Annotated in this window: 19 protein-coding genes; 14 read left to right on the top strand and 5 right to left on the bottom strand. The window is 73.9% G+C overall.

Going from position 1 to position 24789, the window contains the following annotated elements:
• Positions 1–46 precede the first annotated feature (46 nt).
• Genes ACIBAI_RS20475 through ACIBAI_RS20460 form a run of 4 tightly spaced genes read left to right on the top strand, consistent with a single transcriptional unit; the run spans position 47 to position 7162 of the window.
• Positions 47–2257, top strand: coding sequence for a 1,4-beta-glucanase (locus ACIBAI_RS20475; protein ID WP_399036141.1), 2211 nt, complete (start codon positions 47–49; stop codon positions 2255–2257).
• Complete coding sequence (locus ACIBAI_RS20470) at positions 2257–4224, top strand: beta-galactosidase (RefSeq protein ID WP_399036139.1); 1968 nt, start codon at positions 2257–2259, stop codon at positions 4222–4224. Before ACIBAI_RS20475 ends, ACIBAI_RS20470 begins: the two co-directional genes overlap by 1 nt.
• The gene (locus ACIBAI_RS20465) at positions 4221–6413 is read left to right on the top strand and encodes a glycosyl hydrolase family 95 catalytic domain-containing protein (protein WP_399036137.1); all 2193 of its coding nucleotides are present in this window, start codon (positions 4221–4223) and stop codon (positions 6411–6413) included. Before ACIBAI_RS20470 ends, ACIBAI_RS20465 begins: the two co-directional genes overlap by 4 nt.
• Positions 6414–6448: 35 nt before the next feature.
• Positions 6449–7162, top strand: a complete 714-nt coding sequence (locus tag ACIBAI_RS20460) for a hypothetical protein (protein ID WP_399036135.1) — start codon at positions 6449–6451, stop codon at positions 7160–7162.
• 57 nt (positions 7163–7219) lie between these two features.
• On the opposite strand, the gene ACIBAI_RS20455 is transcribed toward ACIBAI_RS20460, so the two are convergent.
• Positions 7220–9271: a TIM-barrel domain-containing protein gene (locus ACIBAI_RS20455; RefSeq protein ID WP_399036133.1), complete on the bottom strand. Its 2052-nt coding sequence runs from the start codon at positions 9269–9271 to the stop codon at positions 7220–7222.
• A 186-nt stretch (positions 9272–9457) separates the two neighbouring features.
• Positions 9458–10471, bottom strand: coding sequence for a LacI family DNA-binding transcriptional regulator (locus tag ACIBAI_RS20450; RefSeq protein ID WP_399036280.1), 1014 nt, complete (start codon positions 10469–10471; stop codon positions 9458–9460).
• A 491-nt stretch (positions 10472–10962) separates the two neighbouring features.
• Between ACIBAI_RS20450 and ACIBAI_RS20445 the strand changes: the two genes are divergently transcribed.
• The 7 genes from ACIBAI_RS20445 (at position 10963) to ACIBAI_RS20415 (ending at position 20342) form a co-directional block, all read left to right on the top strand.
• Positions 10963–12900: an acyl-CoA dehydrogenase family protein gene (locus tag ACIBAI_RS20445; RefSeq protein WP_399036131.1), complete on the top strand. Its 1938-nt coding sequence runs from the start codon at positions 10963–10965 to the stop codon at positions 12898–12900.
• A gap of 102 nt (positions 12901–13002) precedes the next feature.
• Positions 13003–14259, top strand: a complete 1257-nt coding sequence (gene dxr / locus ACIBAI_RS20440; protein WP_399036129.1) for a 1-deoxy-D-xylulose-5-phosphate reductoisomerase — start codon at positions 13003–13005, stop codon at positions 14257–14259.
• An 8-nt stretch (positions 14260–14267) separates the two neighbouring features.
• The gene (locus tag ACIBAI_RS20435) at positions 14268–15560 is read left to right on the top strand and encodes a M50 family metallopeptidase (protein ID WP_399036278.1); all 1293 of its coding nucleotides are present in this window, start codon (positions 14268–14270) and stop codon (positions 15558–15560) included.
• A 168-nt stretch (positions 15561–15728) separates the two neighbouring features.
• Positions 15729–16886 carry a flavodoxin-dependent (E)-4-hydroxy-3-methylbut-2-enyl-diphosphate synthase gene (gene ispG, locus ACIBAI_RS20430; RefSeq protein ID WP_344604199.1) on the top strand — a complete coding sequence of 386 codons (1158 nt, stop codon included), beginning with the start codon at positions 15729–15731 and terminating at the stop codon, positions 16884–16886.
• 153 nt (positions 16887–17039) lie between these two features.
• Positions 17040–17888: a GNAT family N-acetyltransferase gene (locus ACIBAI_RS20425; RefSeq protein WP_399036126.1), complete on the top strand. Its 849-nt coding sequence runs from the start codon at positions 17040–17042 to the stop codon at positions 17886–17888.
• A 109-nt stretch (positions 17889–17997) separates the two neighbouring features.
• Entirely contained in the window at positions 17998–18531 is a 534-nt protein-coding gene (locus tag ACIBAI_RS20420; protein ID WP_344604203.1) for a GNAT family N-acetyltransferase, read from the top strand.
• 110 nt (positions 18532–18641) lie between these two features.
• On the top strand, positions 18642–20342 hold the full coding sequence (locus ACIBAI_RS20415) for a proline--tRNA ligase (protein ID WP_399036124.1): 1701 nt from the start codon (positions 18642–18644) through the stop codon (positions 20340–20342).
• A gap of 106 nt (positions 20343–20448) precedes the next feature.
• On the opposite strand, the gene ACIBAI_RS20410 is transcribed toward ACIBAI_RS20415, so the two are convergent.
• The 3 genes from ACIBAI_RS20410 to ACIBAI_RS20400 are packed head-to-tail and all read right to left on the bottom strand — an operon-like array spanning position 20449 to position 22441.
• Positions 20449–21357 (bottom strand): aminoglycoside phosphotransferase family protein, encoded by a 909-nt coding sequence (locus tag ACIBAI_RS20410; protein ID WP_399036122.1) that lies wholly within the window; start codon positions 21355–21357, stop codon positions 20449–20451.
• A gap of 41 nt (positions 21358–21398) precedes the next feature.
• Positions 21399–21863 (bottom strand): ferritin-like domain-containing protein, encoded by a 465-nt coding sequence (locus tag ACIBAI_RS20405; RefSeq protein ID WP_399036120.1) that lies wholly within the window; start codon positions 21861–21863, stop codon positions 21399–21401.
• A complete protein-coding gene (locus tag ACIBAI_RS20400; protein ID WP_399036118.1) occupies positions 21860–22441 on the bottom strand; it encodes a hypothetical protein in 582 nt (193 codons plus the stop codon). The genes ACIBAI_RS20405 and ACIBAI_RS20400 overlap by 4 nt, the downstream gene beginning before the upstream one ends.
• A gap of 215 nt (positions 22442–22656) precedes the next feature.
• Here ACIBAI_RS20400 and rimP point away from each other — a divergent pair, with 215 nt between their 5' ends.
• The 3 genes from rimP (at position 22657) to ACIBAI_RS20385 (ending at position 24678) form a co-directional block, all read left to right on the top strand.
• Positions 22657–23166 (top strand): ribosome maturation factor RimP, encoded by a 510-nt coding sequence (gene rimP, locus ACIBAI_RS20395; protein WP_399036116.1) that lies wholly within the window; start codon positions 22657–22659, stop codon positions 23164–23166.
• Between the two features lie 2 nt (positions 23167–23168).
• The gene (gene nusA, locus ACIBAI_RS20390; RefSeq protein WP_399036114.1) at positions 23169–24227 is read left to right on the top strand and encodes a transcription termination factor NusA; all 1059 of its coding nucleotides are present in this window, start codon (positions 23169–23171) and stop codon (positions 24225–24227) included.
• Between the two features lie 169 nt (positions 24228–24396).
• Positions 24397–24678, top strand: a complete 282-nt coding sequence (locus ACIBAI_RS20385) for a YlxR family protein (protein WP_399036111.1) — start codon at positions 24397–24399, stop codon at positions 24676–24678.
• The last annotated feature ends 111 nt before the right edge of the window (positions 24679–24789 follow it).

Below are 24789 nucleotides of genomic sequence, written 5' to 3'. Positions count from 1 at the left end.
GCCGCGGCGGCCCCAGACCCCCGAGCCGCACAGAACGAGGTATGTCATGTACGCGTCCCGTCTGAGCCGTCGTGCCGTTCTCGCCGGGACCGCGGCCACCGCCGCGTTCGCCGCCCTGCCGTCCGCCGGGGGACGGGCGCACGCCGCCGAACCGGCCGCCGCCCCCGCCTACCGCTGGCGCAACGCCGTCATCGGCGGCACCGGCTTCATCACCGGCGTCCTCTTCCACCCCTCGGTGCGCGGCCTGGCCTACGCCCGCACCGACATCGGCGGCGCCTACCGCTGGGACCACCGGACCGCCCGCTGGATCCCGCTGCTGGACCACCTCGGCTGGGACGACTGGAACCTGCTCGGCGTGGAGGCGATGGCCGTCGACCCCGCCCACCCCGACCGGCTCTACCTCGCCGTCGGCACCTACGCCCAGCCCTGGGCGTCCGACGGCGCCGTCCTGCGCTCCGAGGACCGCGGCGCCACCTGGCGGCGCACCGACCTCACCGTCAAGCTCGGCGCCAACGAGGACGGACGCGGCTGCGGGGAGCGGCTGCTGGTCGACCCGCGCGACAGCGACACCCTGTGGCTGGGCACCCGGCACGACGGGCTGCTGAAGTCGGCCGACCGGGGCGCCACCTGGCAGCCCGCGGCCTTCCCGGCCACCCCCCGCGCCACCGGCCAGGGCATCACCCTCCTGGTCGCCGCGGACCGCGCCGTCTACGCCGGCTGGGGCGACGGCGACGGCACCGCCGCCGCCCTGTTCCGCACCACCGACGGCACCGCCTGGGAGGCCGTCCCCGGACAGCCCGCCGGCCCCGCCGCGAAGGTCCCGGTCCGCGCCGCCTACGACCGGCACGCCCGCGAGCTGTACGTCACGTACGCCGACGCGCCCGGTCCCAACGGCCAGTCCGACGGCAGCGTGCACAAGCTGCGCACCACCGACGGCCGGTGGACCGAGGTCACCCCGGTGAAGCCGGGCGGCACCACCGCCGAGGGGGCGGCCGACACCTTCGGCTACGGCGGCGTCGCCGTCGACGCCCGCCGCCCCGGCACCGTCGTCGTCTCCACCAACAACCGCTGGGCGGCCGTCGACACCGTCTTCCGCTCCACCGACGGCGGCCGCACCTGGACGTCCCTGAAGGACACGGCCGTCCTCGACGTCTCCGAGACGCCCTACCTGAAGTGGGGCGAGGACGAGCCCAAGTTCGGCTGGTGGATCCAGGCCCTCGCCCTCGACCCGTACGACTCCCGGCACCTCGTGTACGGCACCGGCGCCACCCTGTACGGCACCCGGGACCTGAGGAACTGGGCCCCGCGGATCCGCGGCCTGGAGGAGACCTCCGTGCGCCAGCTGATCTCGCCGCCCACCGGCCGGGCGCACCTGATCAGCGGATCCGGGGACATCGGCGTGCTGTACCACGAGTCCCTCACGGCGTCCCCCTCGCGCGGCATGGCGACCAACCCCGTGACCGGCACGGCGACCGGGCTGGCGCAGGCCGCGCTCAGACCGTCGTACGTCGTGCGCGCCGGCTGGGGCGACCACGGCAACGGCGCGTCCTCGCACGACGGCGGCCGCACCTGGGCGCCCTTCGCGAGCCAGCCGGAGATCGCCCGGAACGCGCCCGGGCCGATCGCGACGAGCGCCGACGGCGGCGTGCTGCTGTGGTCCTTCGTGCACTGGGACGGAACCAAGCACGCCGCCCACCGCTCGGCGGACGACGGGGCGACGTGGTCGCAGGTCGCCTCCTTCCCCAAGGGCGCCGTACCGGTCGCCGACCCGCTCGACCCCGCGCGCTTCTACGCCTACGACACCGACACGGGCACGCTGTACGCCAGCACCGACGGCGGCCGCACCTTCACCGCGCGGGCCACCGGACTGCCTTCGGGGGACAGCCAGTTCAAGCTGGCCGCCGCCCCGGGCCGGTCCGGCGACCTGTGGCTGAGCGCCAAGGAGAACGGGCTGTACCGCTCCACCGACGGCGGCGCGGCCTTCACGAAGGCCGGCAGCTGCCGGGCCTCGTACTGCCTCGGCTTCGGCCGGGCCGCCCGCGGCGCCTCCTACCCGGCGCTCTACCAGGTCGGCTCGGTGGGGGCCGGTGTCGCCGTCCTGCGCTCCGACGACGAGGCGAGGACCTGGGTGCGGATCAACGACGACGCCCACCAGTGGGGCTGGACCGGCGAGGCGATCACCGGCGACCCGCGCGTGCACGGCCGGGTCTACCTCGCCACCAACGGCCGCGGCATCCAGTACGGGGAGCCGGTGTGATGCCGGACCTGAGCGACGCCACCCGCGGCCGCATCCTCTACGGCGGCGACTACAACCCCGAGCAGTGGCCCGAGGAGACCTGGCACGAGGACGTCCGCCTGATGAAGGACGCCGGCGTCAACTCCGTCACCGTCGGCGTGTTCTCCTGGGCCAGGCTGGAGCCCCGCCCCGGGGAACGGGACTTCGGCTGGCTGGACCGGCTGATGGACCTGCTGCACGAGGCCGGCGTCGGCGTCGTCCTCGCCACCCCCACCGCCTCGCCCCCGCCGTGGCTGGGCCGGCTGCACCCGGAGACGCTGCCCCGCGACGAGGACGGCCGCGTCGAGTGGTGGGGCGGCCGGCAGCACTTCTCGCACTCCAGCGCCGCCTACCGCCGCCACGCCGCCGCCATCACCGAGGCCCTGGCCGCCCGCTACGCCGGCCACCCGGCCCTGACCATGTGGCACATCAACAACGAGTACTGCACCTACGACCACGGCGACGAGGCCGCCGCCCGCTTCCGCATCTGGCTCCGGGACCGGTACGGCACCCTGGAGGCGCTCAACACCGCCTGGGGCACCGCCTTCTGGAGCCAGGGCTACGGCGACTGGGCGGAGATCCTGCCGCCCCGCCGCACCCACTACCTGAAGAACCCCGCCCAGGTCCTGGACTTCCGGCGCTTCACCTCCGACATGCTCCTGGAGTGCTACGCCGCCGAGCGCGACATCGTCCGCCGCCACACCCCGCACCTGCCGGTCACCACCAACTTCATGCCGCTGTGGTTCGGGCAGGACGGCTGGCGCTGGGCCGAGGAGGAGGACGTCGTCTCCGTCGACCTCTACCCCGACCCGCGCGACCCGCTCGGCGCCCAGGAGGGCGCCCTGGTGCAGGACCTGACGCGCTCGCAGGCCCGGGGGCCCTGGATGCTGATGGAGCAGGCGACGGGCGCGGTCGGCTGGCGGGACGTGGACCAGCCCAAGCCGCGCGGCCTGAACCGCCTGTGGTCCCTCCAGGCCGTGGCCCGCGGCGCGGACGCCGTCTGCTACTTCCAGTGGCGCCAGTCCCGGCAGGGCGCGGAGAAGTTCCACTCCGCGATGGTCGGCCACGCGGGGCCGCGAGGCCGCGCCTTCCAGGAGGTCAAGCGGCTCGGCGCCGACCTGGCGAGGATCGCCCCCCACGTGTCCGGCACGCGGATCGCGGCCGACGTCGCCGTCCTGCACGACTGGCACGCCTGGTGGGCCGCCGCCCAGGAGGCCCGCCCCTTCTCCCGAGCGGACCCGCCCGTCGTCCTGCGCGCCTGGCACCGCGCCCTGTGGGAGGCGCACCTCACCACCGACTTCGCCCACCCCGAGCACGACCTGTCCCGCTACCGCATGGTGGTCGCCCCGCAGCTCTACCTGCTCACCGACGCGGCCGTCGACAACCTCCTGTCCTACGTCCGCGGCGGCGGCACCCTGGTGTGCGGCTTCCTCACCGGCATCGCCGACCGGGACGACCGGGTGCGGCCCGGCGGCATGGACGCCCGGCTGCGCGAGCTGTTCGGCATCCGCGTCCTGCACGAGTGGTGGCCGCTGCCCGCCGGGGAGACCGTCGAGTGCGACGGCTTCCGCGGCACCCTGTGGTCGGAGGAGCTGGAGGCCGACGGCACCGCCGACGAGACCGTCCGGTACCGCGGCGGTGAGCTGGACGGGCTGCCCGCCGTGCTGGGCAAGGGCCGCGCCTGGTACGTCTCGACGCTCCCGGAACCCGAGGCGCTGCGCGGCCTGCTCGCGGACATCGCCGCCGGCGCGGGCGTCCGTCCGGTGCTCGACCGGATCCCGGCGGGCGTCGAGGCCGTGCGCCGCGGCGACCTGCTGTTCCTGCTGAACCACGGGCGCACGCCGGTGACCGTCGAGGTGCCGGGCAGCCACCGCGACCTGCTGACGGGGGAGACGGTCACGGACCGGGCCGAGCTGGGCCGCTACGGCGTACGGGTGCTGGCGTCATGACCGGCGGCCCCGTCCACGGCACCTGGGAGCCCCGCCCGGCCGCCCGCTGGGAGGACGGCTTCCTCAGCGGCAACGGCCACCACGGCGCCCTGGTGTTCGGCGGCCCGGACGACGAACGGGTCGTCGTCACCCACCACACCCTCGTCCGCCCCCTGCCCGGCGAACAGCGCCGGCCCCCGGAGCTGGCCGCCGCGCTGCCCGCCCTCCAGGACCGGCTGCTGGCGGGCGACCGCACCGCCGCCGAGGACTTCACCGACGGCCGCCCGCTGCAGTGGGTGCGCCCCTTCCACCCCGCCTTCCAGGTGCGGCTGCGCGGGCAGGCCGGCGACGGGCGGCCCTACCGCCGGTCGGTCGACTTCACCACCGGCGAGGTGACCGCCGAGTGCGGGGAGCGGACCGGCCGGGTCTTCGTCTCCCGCGCTGACGACGTGATCGTCCAGCGGGTCACCGCCCCGCACCTCGCCCTCGACCTCCGCCTGGACCCCCGCCTGCCCGGCGCCCCCACCGGGCTGCGCATCGGTCAGGGATCCGTCCTCACCCCCGAGGGCGCCCTGCTGAGCCTGCGCGTCCGCTACCCCGGCAGCGACCTCGCCTACACCGGCGTCACCCTGATCGCCGTCACCGGCGGCACCACCGCCCTCGCGCCGCCCGGCGTGCGCGTCGAGGGCGCCCGGGAGGTGCTGCTGCTGACCCGGGTGCGCCGGCACACCGGCGAGCCGGACCCGGCCGCCGAGGGCCGCGCCCTGCGCGACCTGCTGCACGGGGCGTCGTACGACGACCTCCTCGGCCGGCACCTCGCCCTGCACCGCACCGCCTACGAGCGCGTCGCCCTCGACCTCGCCGCCGACCCGGCCGAACGCGCCCTGCCCGGCTCCGAGCTGCTCCGGCGGACCGGCGGCCCGGCCCTGCTGGAACGGCTGTTCGCCGCCGGCCGCTACCACCTGCTGTCCGCCAGCGGCCTCAACCCGCCCCGCCTGACCGGACTGTGGACCGGCGACTGGGACACGGCCTGGTCGGGCGCCTTCACCCACGACGCCAACCTCAACCTCCAGACCGCCTCCGCCGCCGCCGCGGCCCTGCCCGAGGTCACCGAGGCCCTGGCGTCCCTGATCCACCGGCAGCTCCCCGACTGGCGGGACAACGCCCGCGCGGTCTTCGGCGCCCGGGGCGTGGTCGCGCCCGCGCACAGCGACGGCGAGAGCGGGCACGCGTACCACTTCAGCCGCGAGTACCCCCTGCACCTGTGGACCGCGGGCGCCGACTGGCTGCTCAAGCCGCTCGTCGACCACGACGAGACCTACGGCATGCGCGACCCGCGCACCGCCGCCGCCCTCGCCGAGGTCGCCCTCTTCTACGAGGACTTCCTCACCCGCACCGACGCCGACGGCCGGCTCGTCGTCGTCCCCTCCTACTCCCCGGAGAACCGGCCCGCGAACGCGAGCTGGGGCACCCTCGACGCGGCGATGGACCTCTCGGCCGCCCGGCACGCCCTGCGCACGGCCGCCGCCTACCACCCGGAGCGCGCCGACCGCTGGCGCGCCCTCGCCGACCGCCTCCCGCCGCACCGGGTCAACGCCGACGGCGCCCTCGCCGAATGGGCCAGGCCCGGCCTGGCGGACTCCTACGACCACCGCCACCTCAGCCACCTCTACGGCGTCTGGCCGCTCGACGAGATCACCCCGTACGACACCCCCGGCCTGGCCGCGGCCGCCCACCGGGCGCTGGAGCTGCGCGGCGCCGAGAACGACTCCGCGCACGGCCACCTCCACCACGCCCTCGTCGCGGCCCGCCTCGGGGACGGCGGGCGCGTCGCCCACGCCCTGCGCCAGGTCCTGGGCGGCGGCTTCTTCCACGCCTCCCTGATGAGCGCGCACTACCCGGACCGGGACGTCTACAACGCGGACGCCGCGCACACCCTGCCGGCCGTGCTGATCGAGACGCTCGTGCACTCCACGCCCGGCCGGCTGGTGCTGCTGCCCGCACTGCCGGGCGCGTACCCGAGCGGCGAACTGAGGGGCGTGCGCACCCGGTTCGGCGCGGAACTGGACCTCGCCTGGAACCCGCGGGAGGCCACGGCCCTCCTCCGGCCGGCCCGCACCGTACGCATCGAACTCAGGACCCCCTCCGGCGCGGAGCCGCTCGACCTCGTCGCCGGAGAAGACCGCGTCCTTCGCGTGAAGGCGCGGTGATCCACCGCAATCCCCCCACCCATGGAAGGGACACCATGGCAACACGCACACCGAGCCGTCTGGCCAAGGCCCTGCTGGCCCCGGCCCTGGCCCTGGGCGCCACCGTCGGCCTGGCCGCCGCGCCCGCCCAGGCCGCCGTCTGGAGCTCCTGCGACCAGTGGGGCAACACGACGCTCAACGGCTACACGCTCTACAACAACATCTGGGGCTCCGGCGCCGGCAGCCAGTGCATCTGGGCCAACTCCGGCACCAACTGGGGCGTCGACGCCGACCACCCGAACACCGGCGGCATCAAGTCCTACCCCAACGCCAAGAAGGTGATCAACAAGCCGATCACCTCCCTCACCTCGCTCACCAGCAGCTACAACGTCACCGTCCCGTCGTCCGGCGCGTACAACACCTCGTACGACATCTGGGACACCGACTACGACTACGAGATCATGCTCTGGGTGAACTACAACGGGGCCGTCGGCCCGCTGGGCACCTCCCAGGGCAGCGTCACCCTCGGCGGCCACACCTGGAACGTCTACAAGGGCAACAACGGCGCCAACGAGGTCTTCTCGTTCCTGCGCACCTCCGACTCCACCTCCGGCACGGTCAGCATCCTGCCGATCCTGAAGTGGATCAAGGACACCAAGGGCTGGATGGGCAACGAGACCATCGGCGACGTGCAGTTCGGCTACGAGATCACCTCGTCGTCCGGCGGCCTGGACTTCACCACCAACAACCTGACGGTCAGCAGCAGCTGACCCGGCACGGCCGCGCGGCCCGCCCCCTCCGCCGGAGGGGGCGGGCCGCGCTCCGCCTCACCCGGCGACGGGCAGCCGGGCGTCGTCCCGCAGGAACAGCGGGATACGGTCCAGCGGCGCGTCCACCGTCACCGGCCGGCCGCCCTCGTACACCTGCCCGGTCCAGGCGTCCGTCCAGCGCGCGCCCGCCGGCAGGTGGACCGTGCGGGCCGTCGCGCCCGCCTCCAGGACGGGCGCGACCAGCAGGTCCGGGCCGAACAGGTAGGCGTCGTCGACCGACCAGGCCGCCCGGTCCCCGGGGAACTCCAGGAACAGCGGCCGCATCACCGGCAGGCCCTCCTCGTGGGCCTCGCGCATGACCCTCAGGACGTACGGCTTCAGGCGCTCCCGCAGGTGCAGGTACTTCTCCAGGATCGCGCCGGCCTCCTCGCCGTAGGACCAGACCTCGTTCGGGCCGCCGGTCATCTCCGGGCCCAGCGGCATGCCCGGGTCGCGGAAGCCGTGCAGGCGCATCAGCGGCGACAGCGCGCCGAACTGGAACCAGCGGACCATCACCTCGCGGTAGGCCGGGTCGTCCGGGTCGCCGCCGTGGAAGCCGCCGATGTCGGTGTTCCACCACGGGATGCCCGACAGGGCCGTGTTCAGGCCGGCCGCGATCTGGCGGCGCAGGGTCGCGAAGTCGGTGCCGATGTCCCCGGACCACAGGGCGGCGCCGTAGCGCTGGCTGCCCGCCCACGCCGAGCGGTTGAGGGTGATCACCTCCTGCTCGCCGGCCGCGCGCAGCCCCTCGTGGAAGGTGCGGGAGTTCTCGGCCGGGTAGAGGTTGCCGACCTCCAGGCCCGGGCCCGCCCAGTAGCGCAGGTTCTCCGGGAAGCCGGGCTTCAGCTCCGGCTCGCAGGCGTCCAGCCAGAACACGGTGATGCCGTACGGGTCGAGGTAGTTCTCCTTCACCCTCGACCACACGAACTGCCGGGCCTCGGGGTTGGTGGCGTCGTAGAAGGCCACCTGGACCGGGGCGGCGACCTCCTTGTCCGGCCAGTCGGCGTGGGCCGCCGGGCCGTACTGGGTGCCGATGAAGTAGCCCTTCATCTCCATCGGCCGGTGGTTCTCGCTCAGCGGGGACACCGAGGGCCAGACGCTGACCACCAGCTTGATGCCCAGCTCGGCCAGCTCGCGCACCATGGCCGCCGGGTCCGGCCACTCCTTCGGGTCGAACTTCCACTCGCCCAGGTGCGTCCAGTGGAAGAAGTCGCACACGATCACGTCGATGGGCAGGTTCCGGCGCTTGTACTCCCGCGCCACGGCGAGGAGTTCGTCCTGGGTGCGGTAGCGCAGCTTGCACTGCCAGAAGCCCGCCGCCCACTCGGGCAGCATCGGGGTGCGGCCGGTCACCGCGCTGTAGCGGCGCTGCGCCTGGGCCGGGGCGCCCGCGGTGATCCAGTAGTCGATCTGGCGGGCCGAGTCCGCCACCCACCGGGTGCCGTTGTGCGCCAGCTCCACCCGGCCGATCGCGGGATTGTTCCACAGCAGCGTGTAGCCGCGGCTGGAGGTGAGCACCGGGATGGAGACCTCGGCGTTGCGCTGCACCAGGTCCACCACCAGGCCCTTCTGGTCCAGCCGCCCGTGCTGGTGCTGGCCGAGGCCGTACAGCTGCTCGTCGTCGTAGGCGGCGAACCGCTGCTCCAGACGGTGGTGGCCGTTGCCGACCGCGGTGTAGAGGCGGGGGCCGGGCCACCAGAAGTGGGCGCGTTCCTCGGCGAGCAGCTCGGCGCGGTCGTCCGTGCGCAGGAAACGGATCATGCCCTCGGCGTCGACCTCGACGGTCAGCGCGCCGACCGTCAGCGTCCCCGTGCCGTCCACGACCTCGACCGTGCTCTCGGCGGCCGGCGGCTCGTCGAGCAGCGCGCCCGGCAGCCCTTCGAGGACCGGCCCGCCGAGCCGGGCCCGGACCCGGACCGCGTCCGGTCCCCACGGCTCGATCCGGACGGTCTCCTGGCGGCCGCTCCACTCCAGCGCGCCGTCCCGCTCGCGGAACGTGCCGACGGTGGGGGAGGACTGGGCGAGGCTGACCGCGCCCGGCTGGGGCCGGTTCTCGGCAGGCTGAGTCACGAGGGGTGCTCCTGAGGGGGAGTGCGGGCAGGGGAATGCCGACAGGGGCGCCGGCGAGGGAGCGCGGGGCAGGGAGACCGGCAGGGAGAACGGACGGGCCGGTGGAGGAGGCGGGGGGAGGCGCCGACGGGGGTGCGGGCGGGGCTGCCCCGGTGCGGGCGGACCGCCGCGCGGGCGGGCCCGGGGCTACGGCCGGCCGGGCGCCGGCCCCGAGCTCGCCCGGACCGTCAGCTCGGGCGCGATCAGCACGACCTCGTCGCTGCCGCGCCCGTCGAGCTTGGCGACCAGGTGCTCCACGGCGTGCCGGCCCATCTCCTGCGCGGGGATGGCGACCGAGGTCAGCCGCACCGAGGCCTGGGTGGCGACCTGGTCGGGGCAGACCGCCACCACCGACACGTCCTCGGGCACGGCCCGCCCCTGCTGGCGCAGCAGGGCGAGCAGCGGTTCGACCGCCGACTCGTTCTGCACGACGAAGCCCGTGGTGCCGGGCCGCTCGTCGAAGATCCGGGCGAGGGTCACGGCCGTCGCGTCGTACCCGCCCTCGCAGGGACGGTGCAGCAGCCGCAGCCCCAGCTCCCGCGCCCGGGTGCGCAGCCCCTCCAGGGTGCGCTCCGCGAAGCCGGTGTGCCGCTCGTACACCGCGGGGGCCTCGCCGATGACAGCGATGTCGCGGTGCCCCAGCTTCGCCAGGTGCTCCACGCACAGCGCGCCGGTCGCCGCGAAGTCCAGGTCGACGCAGGTCAGTCCGGAGGTGTCGGCGGGCAGCCCGATCAGCACCGACGGCTGGTCGGTCGCGCGCAGCAGCGGCAGCCGCTCGTCGTCGAGTTCGACGTCCATCAGGATCATCGCGTCGGCCAGCCCGCTGCCGGTGACGCGGCGCACCGCGTCCGGGCCCTCCTCGCCGGTGAGCAGCAGCACGTCGTACCCGTGCGTGCGCGCGGTGGTCGCCACCGCGATGGCGATCTCCATCATCACCGGCACGTACATGTCCGTGCGCAGCGGGACCATCAGCGCGATGATGTTCGACCTGCTGCTGGCCAGGGCGCGGGCGCCGGCGTTCGGGTGGTACCCGAGCTCGCGGATGCTCCGCTCGACCCGCTGCCGGGTGGTCGCGGAGATGGAGCGCTTGCCGCTGAGGACATAGCTCACCGTGCTCGCCGAGACTCCGGCGTGCTGGGCGACCTCGGCGAGGGTGACCATCCAGCTCTCCAAGCTTGTGAAGCGCTTCGACAGTGCGCGCTGCTGACAGATGCGGGTGAGGGTGGTTCGACAGTAGCTCCAGCGCGTGTGGGTGTCCATAGGCTGTCGAAGCGCTTCGACAGCCTTTCCCTCACCGCGCTGCGGCAGGGGCGGCGGCCCGCCCGGCCGACGGCCGCCGGGGAGACGCGAGGAGCCGTGGGAGGGCACGGGAGGACGCCACCGTCCCCCCGGAACGGCCCCCGGCGCAACACCTGGGGCCGCGGGCGCCGCCGGCTTCCCGGTCGCTCGTTCGGCGCAGGCCGCCCGGCGGGGGCGCGCAGGCCCCCGGCACCGGGCCCGCAAGGGATCCGGCCGCCCCGGCGCCCGGCCGGCGACGGCCGGACGGCCGCGCGAGGGGTGGTGGGGTCGCCCCGGATCGGGTACATACGATCGGGTAGCACCCGTCGGTAACCAAAAGGCCCGAGAACCCGATTCGCGGCGAGGTGAGCCTCATGTCCGCTCCCACCACACCCTCCCGACCCGCCGTCACCGAACGTGAGGCCCGCCAGGTGGCGGAGGCGGCCCGGGAACAGGACTGGCGCAAGCCGAGCTTCGCCAGGGAACTGTTCCTCGGCCGCTTCCGGCTCGACCTCATCCACCCCCATCCGCTGCCCGCCGACGAGGACGTCCAGCGCGGCGAGGAGTTCCTCGCCAAGCTGCGCGACTTCTGCGAGACGAAGGTCGACGGCGCGGCGATCGAGCGCGAGGCGCGGATCCCCGACGAGGTGATCAACGGGCTCAAGGAGCTCGGCGCCCTCGGCATGAAGATCGACACCAGGTACGGCGGCCTGGGCCTGACCCAGGTCTACTACAACAGGGCCCTCGCCCTGGCCGGCTCCGCCAGCCCGGCGATCGGCGCGCTGCTGTCGGCCCACCAGTCGATCGGCGTCCCGCAGCCGCTGAAGCTGTTCGGCACGCGGGAGCAGAAGGAGACGTTCCTGCCGCGCTGCGCCCGCACCGACATCTCGGCCTTCCTGCTGACCGAGCCGGACGTCGGCTCGGACCCGGCGCGCCTGGCCACCACCGCCGTCCCGGACGGCGACGACTACGTCCTGGACGGCGTCAAGCTGTGGACGACCAACGGCGTCGTGGCCGACCTGCTCGTCGTCATGGCCCGCGTGCCGAGGTCCGAGGGCCACCGCGGCGGCATCACCGCCTTCGTCGTCGAGGCCGCCTCCGAAGGCATCACCGTCGAGAACCGCAACGCCTTCATGGGCCTGCGCGGCCTGGAGAACGGCGTCACCCGCTTCCACCGGGTCCGCGTCCCGGCCGCGAACCGCATCGGCCCCGAGGGCGCCGGCCTGAAGATCGCGCTCACCACCCTCAACACCGGCCGGCTCTCGCTGCCCGCGATGTGCGCCGGCGCCGGCAAGTGGTGCCTGAAGATCGCCCGCGAGTGGTCCGGCGCGCGGGAGCAGTGGGGCAAGCCGGTGGCGCGGCACGAGGCGGTCGGCTCGAAGATCGCGTTCATCGCGGCGACGACCTTCGCCCTGGAGGCCGTCCTCGACCTGTCCTCGCAGATGGCCGACGAGGACCGCAACGACATCCGCATCGAGGCCGCCCTCGCCAAGCTCTACGGCTCCGAGATGGCCTGGCTGATGGCCGACCACCTGGTCCAGATCCGCGGCGGCCGCGGCTTCGAGACGGCCGAGTCCCTCCGGGCCCGCGGCGAGCGCGCGGTGCCCGCCGAGCAGATGCTGCGCGACCTGCGGATCAACCGCATCTTCGAGGGCTCGACCGAGATCATGCACCTGCTGATCGCACGCGAGGCGGTCGACGCCCACCTGTCGGTCGCGGGCGACCTGATCGACCCGGACAAGTCCCTGTCCGACAAGGCGCGGGCGGGCGCGCAGGCCGGCGCCTTCTACGCCAGGTGGCTGCCGAGGCTTCTCGCCGGCCCCGGCCAGCTGCCGCGCTCCTACGGCGAGTTCCGGCACGGCATCGACCTCTCGCCGCACCTGCGCTACGTCGAGCGCACCGCCCGCAGGCTGGCCCGCTCCACCTTCTACGCGATGTCCCGCTGGCAGGGCCGGATGGAGACCAAGCAGGGCTTCCTCGGCCGGGTCGTCGACATCGGCGCGGAGCTGTTCGCGATGAGCGCGGCCTGCGTCCGCGCGGAACACCTGCGCCGCCGGGGCGAGCACGGCCGCGAGGCCTACCAGCTCGCCGACGCCTTCTGCCGCCAGGCCCGCATCCGCGTCGAGGAGCTCTTCGGCCGCCTGTGGACCAACACCGACGACCTCGACCGCAGGGTCGTCGAGAACGTCCTGGCGGGCCGCTACGAGTGGCTGGAGCACGGCATCGTCGACCCGTCGGGCGACGGTCCGTGGATCGCCGACGCGACCCCGGGACCGTCCCGGAAGGAGAACGTCCACCGCCCCGTCAGGTGACCCGCGCCCCGCCCGCCCCGCCCCGCGGAACCCCGGGGCGGGGGACGCCCCGCCCGGGGACGCGCTGTCCTGACCCCCGCCCGGTGCGGCCACAATGGGGGGATGAGCGACAGCCCTGCCCCCCTCGCCGACCCGCACCTCGTCTACGACCCCGTGGCGGGCGACGGCCCGAAGGACGTGGTGATCCTCGGCTCCACCGGATCGATCGGCACCCAGGCCATCGACCTCGTCCTGCGCAACCCCGACCGCTTCCGGGTCACCGGCCTGTCCGCCAACGGCGGCCGGGTCGCCCTCCTGGCCGAGCAGGCGTACCGGCTGAGGGTGCGCACGGTCGCGGTCGCCCGCGCGGACGTCGTACCGGCGCTGCGCGAGGCGCTCGCCGCGCAGTACGGCACGGGGGAGCCGCTCCCGGAGATCCTCGCCGGACCGGACGCGGCCGCACAGCTCGCCGCCTCCGACTGCCACACCGTGCTCAACGGGATCACCGGCTCCATCGGCCTCGCCCCGACCCTGGCCGCCCTGGAGGCGGGCCGCACCCTCGCGCTCGCCAACAAGGAGTCGCTCATCGTCGGCGGCCCGCTGGTCAAGGCCCTCGCCAAGCCCGGGCAGATCATCCCGGTCGACTCCGAGCACGCCGCCCTCTTCCAGGCGCTCGCCGCCGGCACCCGCGCCGACGTGCGCAAGCTCGTCGTCACCGCCTCCGGCGGCCCCTTCCGCGGCCGGAGCAAGGAGGAGCTCGCGCACGTCACCGTCGAGGACGCCCTGGCCCACCCCACCTGGGCCATGGGCCCGGTGATCACGATCAACTCCGCGACCCTCGTCAACAAGGGCCTGGAGGTGATCGAGGCGCACCTGCTCTACGACATCCCCTTCGACCGCATCGAGGTGGTCGTGCACCCCCAGTCCTACGTCCACTCGATGGTCGAGTTCACGGACGGGTCGACGCTGGCCCAGGCGACGCCCCCCGACATGCGCGGGCCCATCGCCGTCGGCCTCGGCTGGCCCGAGCGCGTCCCCGACGCGGCCCCCGCCTTCGACTGGAGCAAGGCCTCCACGTGGGAGTTCTTCCCGCTCGACAACGACGCCTTCCCCTCGGTGGACCTCGCCCGGCACGTGGGCGGGCTCGCGGGCACGGCCCCGGCGGTGTTCAATGCCGCCAACGAGGAGTGCGTGGAGGCGTTCCGCGCCGGCGCGCTGCCCTTCAACGGCATCATGGAGACCGTGACCCGGGTGGTGGAGGAGCACGGCGTCCCGCGCGCGGGAACCTCCCTGACCGTCGCGGACGTCCTCGAAGCGGAGACCTGGGCGCGGACCCGGGCCCGGGAACTGGCGGCACGGACGGCGGAGGCCCGCGCATGACGACCCTGATGTTCATCCTCGGCATAGTCGTCTTCGCGTTCGGCCTGCTCTTCTCGATCGCCTGGCACGAGCTGGGGCACCTGTCCACCGCCAAGATGTTCGGCATCCGCGTGCCCCAGTACATGGTCGGCTTCGGCCCGACCCTCTTCTCGCGCCGCAGGGGCGAGACCGAGTACGGCATCAAGGCCATCCCGATGGGCGGCTACATCCGCATGATCGGCATGTTCCCGCCCGGCCCCGACGGCCGGCTGGAGGCCCGCTCCACCTCGCCCTGGCGCGGCATGATCGAGGACGCCCGCGCCCAGTCCTTCGAGGAGCTGCGCCCCGGCGACGAGAACCGCCTGTTCTACACGCGCGCCCCCTGGAAGCGCGTGATCGTGATGTTCGCGGGCCCCTTCATGAACCTGGTCCTGGCGGTGGCGCTGTTCCTCACCGTCCTGATGGGCTTCGGCATCACCCAGCAGACCACCACGGTCAGCTCGGTCTCCCGGTGCGTCATCGCGCAGAGCGAGAACCGCGACGACTGCCGCGCGTCCGACCCGGCCGCCCCGGCCGCGGCCGCCGGCCTGAAGGCGGGCGACCGGATCGTCGCCTTCGACGGGGTGCGCACCGACAGCTGGAACGAGCTCTCCGACCTCATCCGCGCCCACCCCGGCGAGGACGTGCCGATCGTCGTCGAACGCAAGGGCGAGGAGGTGACCCTGCACGCGACGATCGCCACCAACCAGGTCGCGAAGAAGGACTCCAACGGGCAGATCGTCGAGGGCGAGTACGTCACCGCCGGCTTCCTCGGCTTCAGCGCCGCCACCGGCGTCGTGAAACAGGACTTCGGCCAGTCCGTGACGTGGATGGGGGACCGGATCGGCGAGGCCGTCGACTCCATCGCCGCCCTGCCGGGCAAGATCCCCGCCCTGTGGGACGCGGCCTTCGGCGACGGCCCGCGCGAACCCGACTCCCCGATGGGCGTGGTCGGCGCGGCCCGCGTCGGCGGCGAGATCTTCACCCTGGACATCCCGCCGACCCAGCAGCTGGCCATGTTCGTGATGCTGGTCGCCGGCTTCAACCTCTCCCTGTTCCTGTTCAACATGCTCCCGCTGCTGCCGCTCGACGGCGGCCATATCGCGGGCGCGCTGTGGGAGTCGCTGCGCCGCAACACGGCGAAGCTGCTGCGCCGCCCGGACCCGGGCCCGTTCGACGTGGCGAAGCTGATGCCGGTGGCGTACGTGGTCGCCGGGATCTTCATCTGCTTCACGCTCCTGGTGCTCGTCGCGGACGTGGTCAATCCGGTGAGGATCTCCTAGCCGCGACGGGCTCGCGGTGGCCCGGGGCGCTCCGGCCCGGGCCACCGCCGTCCGCGCGGGCCGGGCAACGGGATGTGCCCGGCCCGGCGCCCGTGCCGTAATCTCGAACCCTGGAGCCCGCTGCTCACGGGACCGGACCTTGATCCACGACTTGGGGTTGCACAGCAGATGACTGCGATTTCTCTCGGCATGCCGTCCGTTCCGACCAAGCTCGCCGAGCGCCGGAAGAGCCGGCAGATCCAGGTCGGATCCGTGGCGGTGGGCGGGGACGCGCCGGTGTCGGTGCAGTCGATGACGACCACGCGGACGTCCGACATCGGGGCCACGCTGCAGCAGATCGCGGAGCTGACCGCGTCCGGCTGCCAGATCGTGCGGGTGGCGTGTCCCACCCAGGACGACGCCGACGCGCTGCCGGTGATCGCGCGCAAGTCGCAGATCCCGGTGATCGCCGACATCCACTTCCAGCCCAAGTACGTCTTCGCCGCGATCGAGGCGGGCTGTGCGGCGGTGCGGGTCAACCCGGGCAACATCAAGAAGTTCGACGACCAGGTCAAGGAGATCGCCCGGGCGGCCAAGGACCACGGCACCCCGATCCGGATCGGGGTCAACGCCGGCTCGCTGGACCGGCGGCTGCTGCAGAAGTACGGCAAGGCCACCCCGGAGGCGCTGGTGGAGTCCGCGTTGTGGGAGGCCTCCCTGTTCGAGGAGCACGACTTCCGCGACATCAAGATCTCGGTGAAGCACAACGACCCGGTGGTGATGATCGAGGCCTACCGGCAGCTGGCCGAGCAGTGCGACTATCCGCTGCACCTGGGGGTGACCGAGGCGGGTCCGGCCTTCCAGGGCACGATCAAGTCGGCGGTGGCCTTCGGGGCGCTGCTGTCCCAGGGCATCGGGGACACCATCCGGGTGTCGCTGTCGGCGCCGCCGGCGGAGGAGGTCAAGGTCGGCATCCAGATCCTGGAGGCGCTGAACCTGCGCCAGCGGGGGCTGGAGATCGTCTCGTGCCCGTCGTGCGGGCGGGCCCAGGTGGACGTGTACAAGCTGGCCGAGGAGGTCACCGCGGGCCTGACCGGGATGGACGTGCCGCTGCGGGTGGCGGTGATGGGCTGCGTGGTCAACGGGCCCGGCGAGGCCCGGGAGGCCGACCTGGGGGTGGCCTCCGGCAACGGCAAGGGGCAGATCTTCGTCAAGGGCGAGGTCATCAAGACCGTCCCCGAGTCCAAGATCGTGGAGACCCTGATCGAGGAGGCCATGAAGCTCGCCGCGCAGATGGAGAAGGACGGCGTGCCCTCCGGCGAGCCGTCGGTCGCCGTCGCGGGCTGACGGCCCCGCCGCCACGGCAGGCACAGCGGCCCCGGCCGCCCACCGCCGTCCCGTCCGGGCATCGCGCCGGCCTCCCCCCGGGGGGTCGGCGCGGCACATTTCCGGCGGGTACAGTGCGGAAATCAGCAGACCCCAGTGTGTGAGGCCCCGCACGTGTTGACGCAGACCACCTCCCGGGTCCTCGAACCGGACGACCTGGACGCCGCACTCGCCATACTCGACCGCGAGCCGGTCGCCAACGCCTTCGTGACGTCCCGGGTACGGGTCGCCGGGCTCGACCCGTGGCGGCTCGGCGGCGAGATGTGGGGCTGGTACGAGGACGGCACGCTGACGTCCCTGTGCTACGCGGGCGCCAACCTCGTCCCCATCTGCGCCACCCCGCGCGCGGTGCGCGCCTTCGCCGACCGGGCCCGGCGCGCCGGCCGCCGCTGCTCCTCCATCGTCGGCCCCGCCGGACCCACCGCCCAGCTGTGGCGGTTGCTCGAACCCAGCTGGGGCCCGGCCCGCGAGGTCCGCGCCCACCAGCCCCTCATGGTCACCGACCGCATGCCCGACGGCATCGCCCCGGACCCCCGCGTCCGCCGCGTCCGCAAGGACGAGATGGAGGCGATCCTGCCGGCGTGCGTGGCGATGTTCACCGAGGAGGTCGGCGTCTCCCCGCTGGCCGGCGACGGCGGCCTGCTCTACCAGGCCCGGGTCGCCGAACTCGTCGGCTCCGGCCGCTCCTTCGCCCGGTTCGACGCCGACGGCAAGGTCGTCTTCAAGGCCGAGATCGGCGCCGCCACGGACCGCGCCTGCCAGATCCAGGGCGTGTGGGTGGCCCCCGAGTACCGGGGCCGGGGCTTGGCGGCACCGGGCATGGCGGCGGTCCTGCGCTACGCGCTGGCGGACGTGGCCCCCGTGGTGAGCCTGTACGTCAACGACTTCAACACGGCGGCCAGAAGGACGTACCGGCGCGTGGGCTTCCAGGAGGCCGGCGCCTTCATGAGCGTGCTGTTCTGAGGGCACCCGCGGCCGCGGGGCCCGCGGCGCGCGACTTCGCCGCGCGGGCACGCGCGCCCCGTGCCACCGGCCCCCCGGACGCCGCCGCAACCCCTGTAGGCTCCCCGCCATGGACCTCGTGATCGGCCCCCTGGACCTCTCCGCCCACGTCGACGAGGCCCTCGCCGTCCAGGCGGTGGCGTTCGGCCTGGGCGCCGAGGAAGTCGCCGTACGCCGCCAGATCGTCCTGCGCCACATGACCCACCCCGGCGCCCGCGCCCTCGGCGCCACCACCCGGCAGGGCCGCCTCGTGGGGTTCGTCTACGGCATGCCCAACGACCGCGCCCACTGGTGGTCCACGATCGTCGAGCCGTACCTGCGCGCCGAGGGGCACGAGGGGTGGCTCGACGACTCCTTCGTGATCACCGAGCTGCACGTCCACCCGGACTGGCAGAACCGCGGCATCGGCCGCTCCCTGATCACCACGATCACCGACAGCGCCGCCGAACCCCGCTCGATCCTCTCCGCGATCGACACCGACAGCCCCGCCCGCGCCCTGTACCGCTCCCTGGGCTACCGGGACCTCGCCCGCCAGGTCCTCTTCCCCAGCGCCCCCAAGCCGTACGCCGTGATGGGCGCCCCGCTGCCGCTGCGCAGGCGATAACCGATTTCCGCCGCGCCGGACCGCCCGGTTAACCTCGTTTGCCATCACCCTCCCCGAGCTCCCGGCTCCGCCCGAGCGGGGGACCCCCAGCAGCAGGAGATACGAGAACCATGGCGAACGCACCGGTCCAGCGCATGTCCCAGTTGATGGCGAAGACGTTGCGCGACGACCCGGCGGACGCCGAGGTCCTCAGCCACAAGCTGCTCGTCCGCGCCGGCTACGTGCGCCGCACCGCCGCCGGCATCTGGTCCTGGCTGCCGCTCGGCAAGAAGGTCCTCGCCAACGTGGAGCGCATCGTCCGCGAGGAGATGGACGCGATCGGCGCCCAGGAGGTGCTGCTCCCCGCCCTGCTGCCGCGCGAGCCGTACGAGGCGACCGGCCGCTGGGACGAGTACGGCCCCGAGCTGTTCCGCCTGCAGGACCGCAAGGGCGGCGACTACCTCCTCGGCCCCACCCACGAGGAGATCTTCACGCTCCTGGTGAAGGACCAGGCGTCCTCCTACAAGGACCTCCCGGTCATCCTGTACCAGATCCAGTCCAAGTACCGGGACGAGGCCCGGCCCCGCGCGGGCATCCTGCGCGGCCGCGAGTTCCTGATGAAGGACTCGTACTCCTTCGACCTCGCCGACGAGGGCCTCGCCGAGTCCTACGCCCTGCACCGCCAGGCCTACCAGCGCATCTTCGAGCGCCTCGGCCTCGACTACCGCATCTGCGCCGCGACCGCGGGCGCGATGGGCGGCTCCAGGTCGGAGGAGTTCCTCGCCCCGGCCGAGGCCGGCGAGGACACCTTCGCGGACTGCCCGAACTGCGACTTCGCCGCCAACACCGAGGCGATCGCCTACGAGCTGAAGCCGCAGGACGCCTCCGGCGTGCCCGCGGCCGAGGAGATCCCCACCCCGGACACCCCGACCATCGAGACCCTCGCCGCCTCCCTCGGCGTCCCGGCCTCCGCCACCCTGAAGAACCTCCTGATCAAGGTGGACGGCGAGATCGTCGCCGTCGGCGTCCCCGGCGACCGCGAGGTCGACATGGACAAGGTCGAGGCGCACTTCGCCCCGGCGGTCGTCGAGATGGTCACCGAGGAGGACTTCGCCGTCCGGCGGGACCTGGTCCGCGGCTACGTCGGCCCGCAGGGCCTGGAGAAGGTCAGGTACCTCGCCGACCCGCGCGTGGCGCCGGGCACCGCGTGGATCACGGGCGCCAACAAGGAGCACGTGCACGCGAGGAACGTCGTCGCCGGCCGCGACTTCGAGGTCGACGAGTACGTCGACGTCGTGGTCGTGCGGGAGGGCGACCCCTGCCCGAAGTGCGGCACCGGCCTGAAGCTGGACCGCGCCATCGAGATCGGCCACATCTTCCAGCTGGGCCGCAAGTACACCGACGCCCTCAAGCTCGACGTCCTCGGCCAGAACGGCAAGCCGGTCCGCGTCACCATGGGCTCCTACGGCATCGGCGTCTCCCGCGCGGTCGCCGCCCTCGCCGAGCAGCACGCCGACGACAAGGGCCTGGTCTGGCCCAGGGAGATCGCCCCGGCCGACGTCCACGTGGTCGCCGCCGGCAAGGCCCTGCAGACCGAACTGGCCCTCGACGTCTCCGGGAAGCTGGCCGCCGCCGGCGTCCGCGTCCTGGTCGACGACCGGGCCGGCGTCTCCCCGGGCGTGAAGTTCACCGACGCCGAGCTGATCGGCGTACCGCAGATCCTGGTGGCCGGGCGGCGCGCCGGCGAGGGCGTCGTCGAGCTGAAGGACCGCAGGACCGGCGAGCGCGAGGAGCTCACGGTGCAAGAGGCGATCGCCCGCCTGACGGCGTAGGCACGCCGGCGGTGTGCCGCGCCCCCTCCGAAGGACGTGGCACACCGCCGGACACGGCCGGGTGCGCGTGCGCGGAGGGGGCGCCGCCGGAACGGCTCCCGGCGCCCTACAGCCAGCCCGCGAACTCCAGCAGCAGTTCCGCGTCCCGTTCCCGCCCGACCCGCCGCGCCCGCACCCCCGACTCCACGGCCCGGAACAGCGTCCAGCCGCGCAGGCGGTCCTGGTCCACCTCCAGCGACTCCGCGAGCCGCTTCACCCTCCGCCGGGTCGTCGCCGCGCCCGACGGCCGGGCGATCAGGTCCTCCACCCGGTCCCGCACCAGCCGCGCCAGGTCGAAGGCGCACTCGCCGACCACCGGGTCCGGCCCCACGGCCAGCCATGGCACCCGCTCCCCGGCCAGCACCTTGCTCTGCCGGAAGGTGCCGTGCAGCAGCAGCTCCTCCGGCGGCGCGGCCAGCAGCTCCGCGCGGGCGGCGAGCGCCGCCTCCACCAGGGGCGCCACCTCCGGATGGGCCGCGGCCCCCGCCCGCATCGCCTCCGCCTGCCGCCCCGTCCGCTCGGCCACGGTCTCGAACGGGTGAGCCGCGTCGCCGCCGGGCGGCTCGACCCACAGCCGCCGCAGCGTCCCCGCCGCCTCCAGCAACGCCTTCGCCTCCGGCAACGACCGCACGGAGACGTCCGGGCGCAGCCGCTCCAGCAGCAGCACGCCCTCGGTCACGGAGGGCTCCAGCAGCCGTACGGCGCCCCGGCCGCCCCAGTGGGCGAGCGCCGCCCGCTCGCTCTCCGGGCGGGCCCGGCGCGGCGCCAGCTTGAGCACGGCGGGCGTCCCGTCCGGCCGCCGCACCAGCAGCACCAGGCTGCTGCGCCCGCCGGGCACCTGCACCCGCTCCACGGTCAGCTCGCGCAGCGCGACGGCCTGCCGCACCAGGTCGGGCAGCCTCTCCAGCCAGCCGTCGCCGTCCGGCGCCGTCTCACCGAGCGCCCTGACCAGACGCTGCGGCGGTTCGAAAGCCATGCGCGAGTCGTCCCCTTCCCGTCCGCGGTGTGCCGTGCCCGTCACGCCGAGGGCGCCGCCGGCGCCGAGGCGGCACCGGCCCGCTCGGCGAGACCAGGGAAGGCTACGCTCCCGCCGCGCCAGCGCACCGCCCGCACCGCCGCCTCCCGCAGCGCCCCGGCGGCCGTCGCCCGCCGCTCGCCCCCGGCCGCCCGCACCAGGTCGGAGTAGACCCCGGCCACCCGCTCCTCCAGCTCGGCGGCCAGCCGCACGGCCGCGGCCGAGTCCGGCACCGGGAACGGCAGCGCGTACCCCGCGGCCGCGGCGACCGGCTCGCCGCCCAGGTCCCGCACCTCGCGCACCAGCGCATCCCGGCGCGCCCGGTGCGCGTCGTACGCCGCGCGTGCCTCGGTGCGCCGTTCCGGCCGGACGCGCCCGCCGACGACGCCGTAGCCGTACACCGCCGCGTGCTCGGCCGCCAGGGCGGCCTGGAGGGCGTCCAGCTCCCCGTCCGTCGCCTTGCTCACCCGTCACCCTCCGTCAGCAGATACACGTGCGCCGCCCCGGCCGCCGCCACGGAGGCCAGCAGCCGCGCCAACTCGCCCGGCACGTCCAGCAGCGCCCCGGCCCGCCGGTCGGCGAGCGTCCGCTCGTCCGCGGCGAGAGCGGCGAGGGCGTCCCGCGCGTCCTTCGGCACGGCACCGGGCCCGTCCCCCGGACCGGTGGCCGGCGCGGAGACGGAAGGCGAACCGGAAGCCGGCGCGGAAGGCGAACCGGAGGGCGGCGCGGACGACGGAGCCCCCACGCCTCCCCGGCCCCCGCCGAACGCCTCCGCGTGCCGCACGACCTCCTCCCGCAGCGGCCGCAGCCGCTCCGCCAGCCCCGGATGCGCCGCGATCACCGCGTCGTACCGCGCGGCCAGCCGCTCGCTGTCCCGGGCCGCACGCGCGCGGACCCGTGCGGCGGCCGACGGGCTGCCGCCCGTGCCGCCGGAGTTCCCGGACCCGTCGGAACAGCCCACGAGCAGGGCGGCCCCTGCGGTGGAGGCGAGCAGGCTCCTTCGGCGCGGCCCCGAGGGGGCACGCGGCGGTGTGGCGAACGGCACGGCAGACGTCCTCGGGAACTCGTGCGAAAACCGAAAAGGGCAGCGGAACGGGTGTGCGCCCGTGATCACGGTACCCGGGCATCTGTCCGACAGCGCTCAGCGGCGCCGCCGCGCCCGGCGCGGACCGGTGGACGGCAGCACCCCGCGGAACCGGATACCCTTTGACCAGACAGCGACCATCCCACAACAGCACACGCGGCCGAGGAGTCACCCGGATGAGCACCACCCAGAGCGAGAGGCTGCGAGAACTTCTGGAACCGCTCGTCGTCTCCCAGGGGCTGGATCTCGAAGAGATCGCGGTGGACTCCGTCGGACGCAAGCGCGTGCTGCGCGTCGTCGTCGACTCCGACACCGGTGCCGATCTGGACCGGATCGCCGATGTGAGCCGCGTGCTCTCGGCGAAGCTCGACGAGACGGACGCGATGGGCGAGGGGGAGTACACCCTCGAAGTCGGCACCCCGGGCGCGGAGCGCCTCCTCACCGAACACCGGCACTACGTGCGCGCCACCGGCCGGCTGGTGAAGTTCCAGCTGGCCGAGGGCGGCGAGCTGGTGGCCAGGATCCTGACCGTCGACGACGAGGGCGTCGACGTCGAGGTGCCCGGGGTCAGGGGGCGCAGGCCCACCGCGCGCAGGCTCGCCTTCGGGGACGTCGCCAGGGCGCGCGTCCAGGTCGAGTTCAACCGCAAGGACGACAAGTCCGGCCAGAAGGAAGAGGAGGCGTAGCCGTGGACATCGACATGAGTGCCCTGCGGGGCTTGGTACGGGAGAAAGAGATCTCCTTCGACCTGCTGGTCGAGGCGATCGAGGCGGCCCTCCTCATCGCCTACCACCGCACCGAGGGAAGCCGCCGCCACGCGCGGGTGGAGCTGGACCGGAAGACCGGCCACGTGACCGTGTGGGCGAAGGAGGACTCCGAGGACCTCGAGGAGGGCCAGGAGCCCCGCGAGTTCGACGACACGCCGTCCGGGTTCGGCCGTATCGCCGCCACCACGGCCAAGCAGGTCATCCTGCAGCGCCTGCGCGACGCCGAGGACGACGCGACGCTCGGCGAGTACGCCGGCCGGGAGGGCGACATCGTCACCGGCGTGGTCCAGCAGGGCCGCGACCCGAAGAACGTCCTCGTCGACATCGGCAAGCTGGAGGCCATCCTGCCGGTGCAGGAGCAGGTCCCGGGCGAGCAGTACCCGCACGGCATGCGCCTGCGCAGTTACGTCGTCCGGGTGGCCAAGGGCGTCCGCGGCCCCTCCGTGACCCTCTCCCGCACGCACCCCAACCTGGTGAAGAAGCTCTTCGCCCTGGAGGTGCCGGAGATCGCCGACGGGTCCGTGGAGATCGCCGCGATCGCCCGCGAGGCCGGCCACCGCACCAAGATCGCCGTACGGTCCACCCGGTCGGGGCTGAACGCCAAGGGCGCCTGCATCGGCCCCATGGGCGGCCGTGTGCGCAATGTCATGGGCGAGCTGAACGGTGAGAAGATCGACATCGTCGACTGGTCGGACGACCCGGCCGAGATGGTGGCGAACGCGCTCTCGCCGGCCCGTGTCTCCAAGGTGGACATCGTGGACATGGCGGCCCGCTCGGCCCGTGTGACGGTGCCCGACTACCAGCTGTCGCTGGCGATCGGCAAGGAAGGGCAGAATGCCCGGCTCGCGGCCCGGCTGACCGGCTGGCGGATCGACATCCGCCCGGACACCGAGCAGGCGTCCGAGCGAGCGCCTGAGCGAGCACCTGAGCGGACGTCCGAGCGGACGTCCGAGCGGACGTCCGAGCGGAGGCCCGGATAGACGTCCGGGCGGACGTTCGACCGGTCGTCCGAACGGCCGGAAGACTGCCGGGCGGCGACCGGGGAACGATCGGGAATAGATCTGAGCCGCAGGTCGCTGAGAACACGACAACGACCGTTCGATTCCCGCCCCACAGGGGTGAGGTCGGTACGGGGAGGTAGACTGAGAAGTGTCTGGCCGGACACGTGCCCGCGTACGCCCTGAGCGCACCTGCGTGGGATGCCGGGAGCGAGCGGCCAAGACCGAACTGCTGCGGATCGTGGCGGCCGGGGACGCGTGCGTCCCCGATCCTCGCGGTACGCTGCCCGGCCGGGGTGCGTACGTGCACCCCGCCCCGGCCTGTCTCGACCAGGCGGTGCGCCGCCGGGCGTTCCCACGGGCGCTGCGCGTCCCGGGACCGCTCGACGTAAAGGCGTTGCGTCACCACGTCGAGCAGGCACAAGGTTGCTGAGCAGGCAACACGGCAAGTAAGACGTACCGCGCGGAACCCCGTGCGGTCTGGTACCTCGCGAGTCGAAAGCAGGTCGAGATTGCGATGAGCACTCGATGAGTACGCGATGAG

Source organism: Streptomyces sp. NPDC051041 (genome assembly GCF_044456065.1).
In the GTDB taxonomy this organism is placed as follows: Bacteria; Actinomycetota; Actinomycetes; order Streptomycetales; family Streptomycetaceae; genus Streptomyces; species Streptomyces glaucus.
The sequence above is the reverse complement of the archived record's forward strand: the minus strand, read 5'-3'. Positions and strand labels throughout refer to the sequence as shown.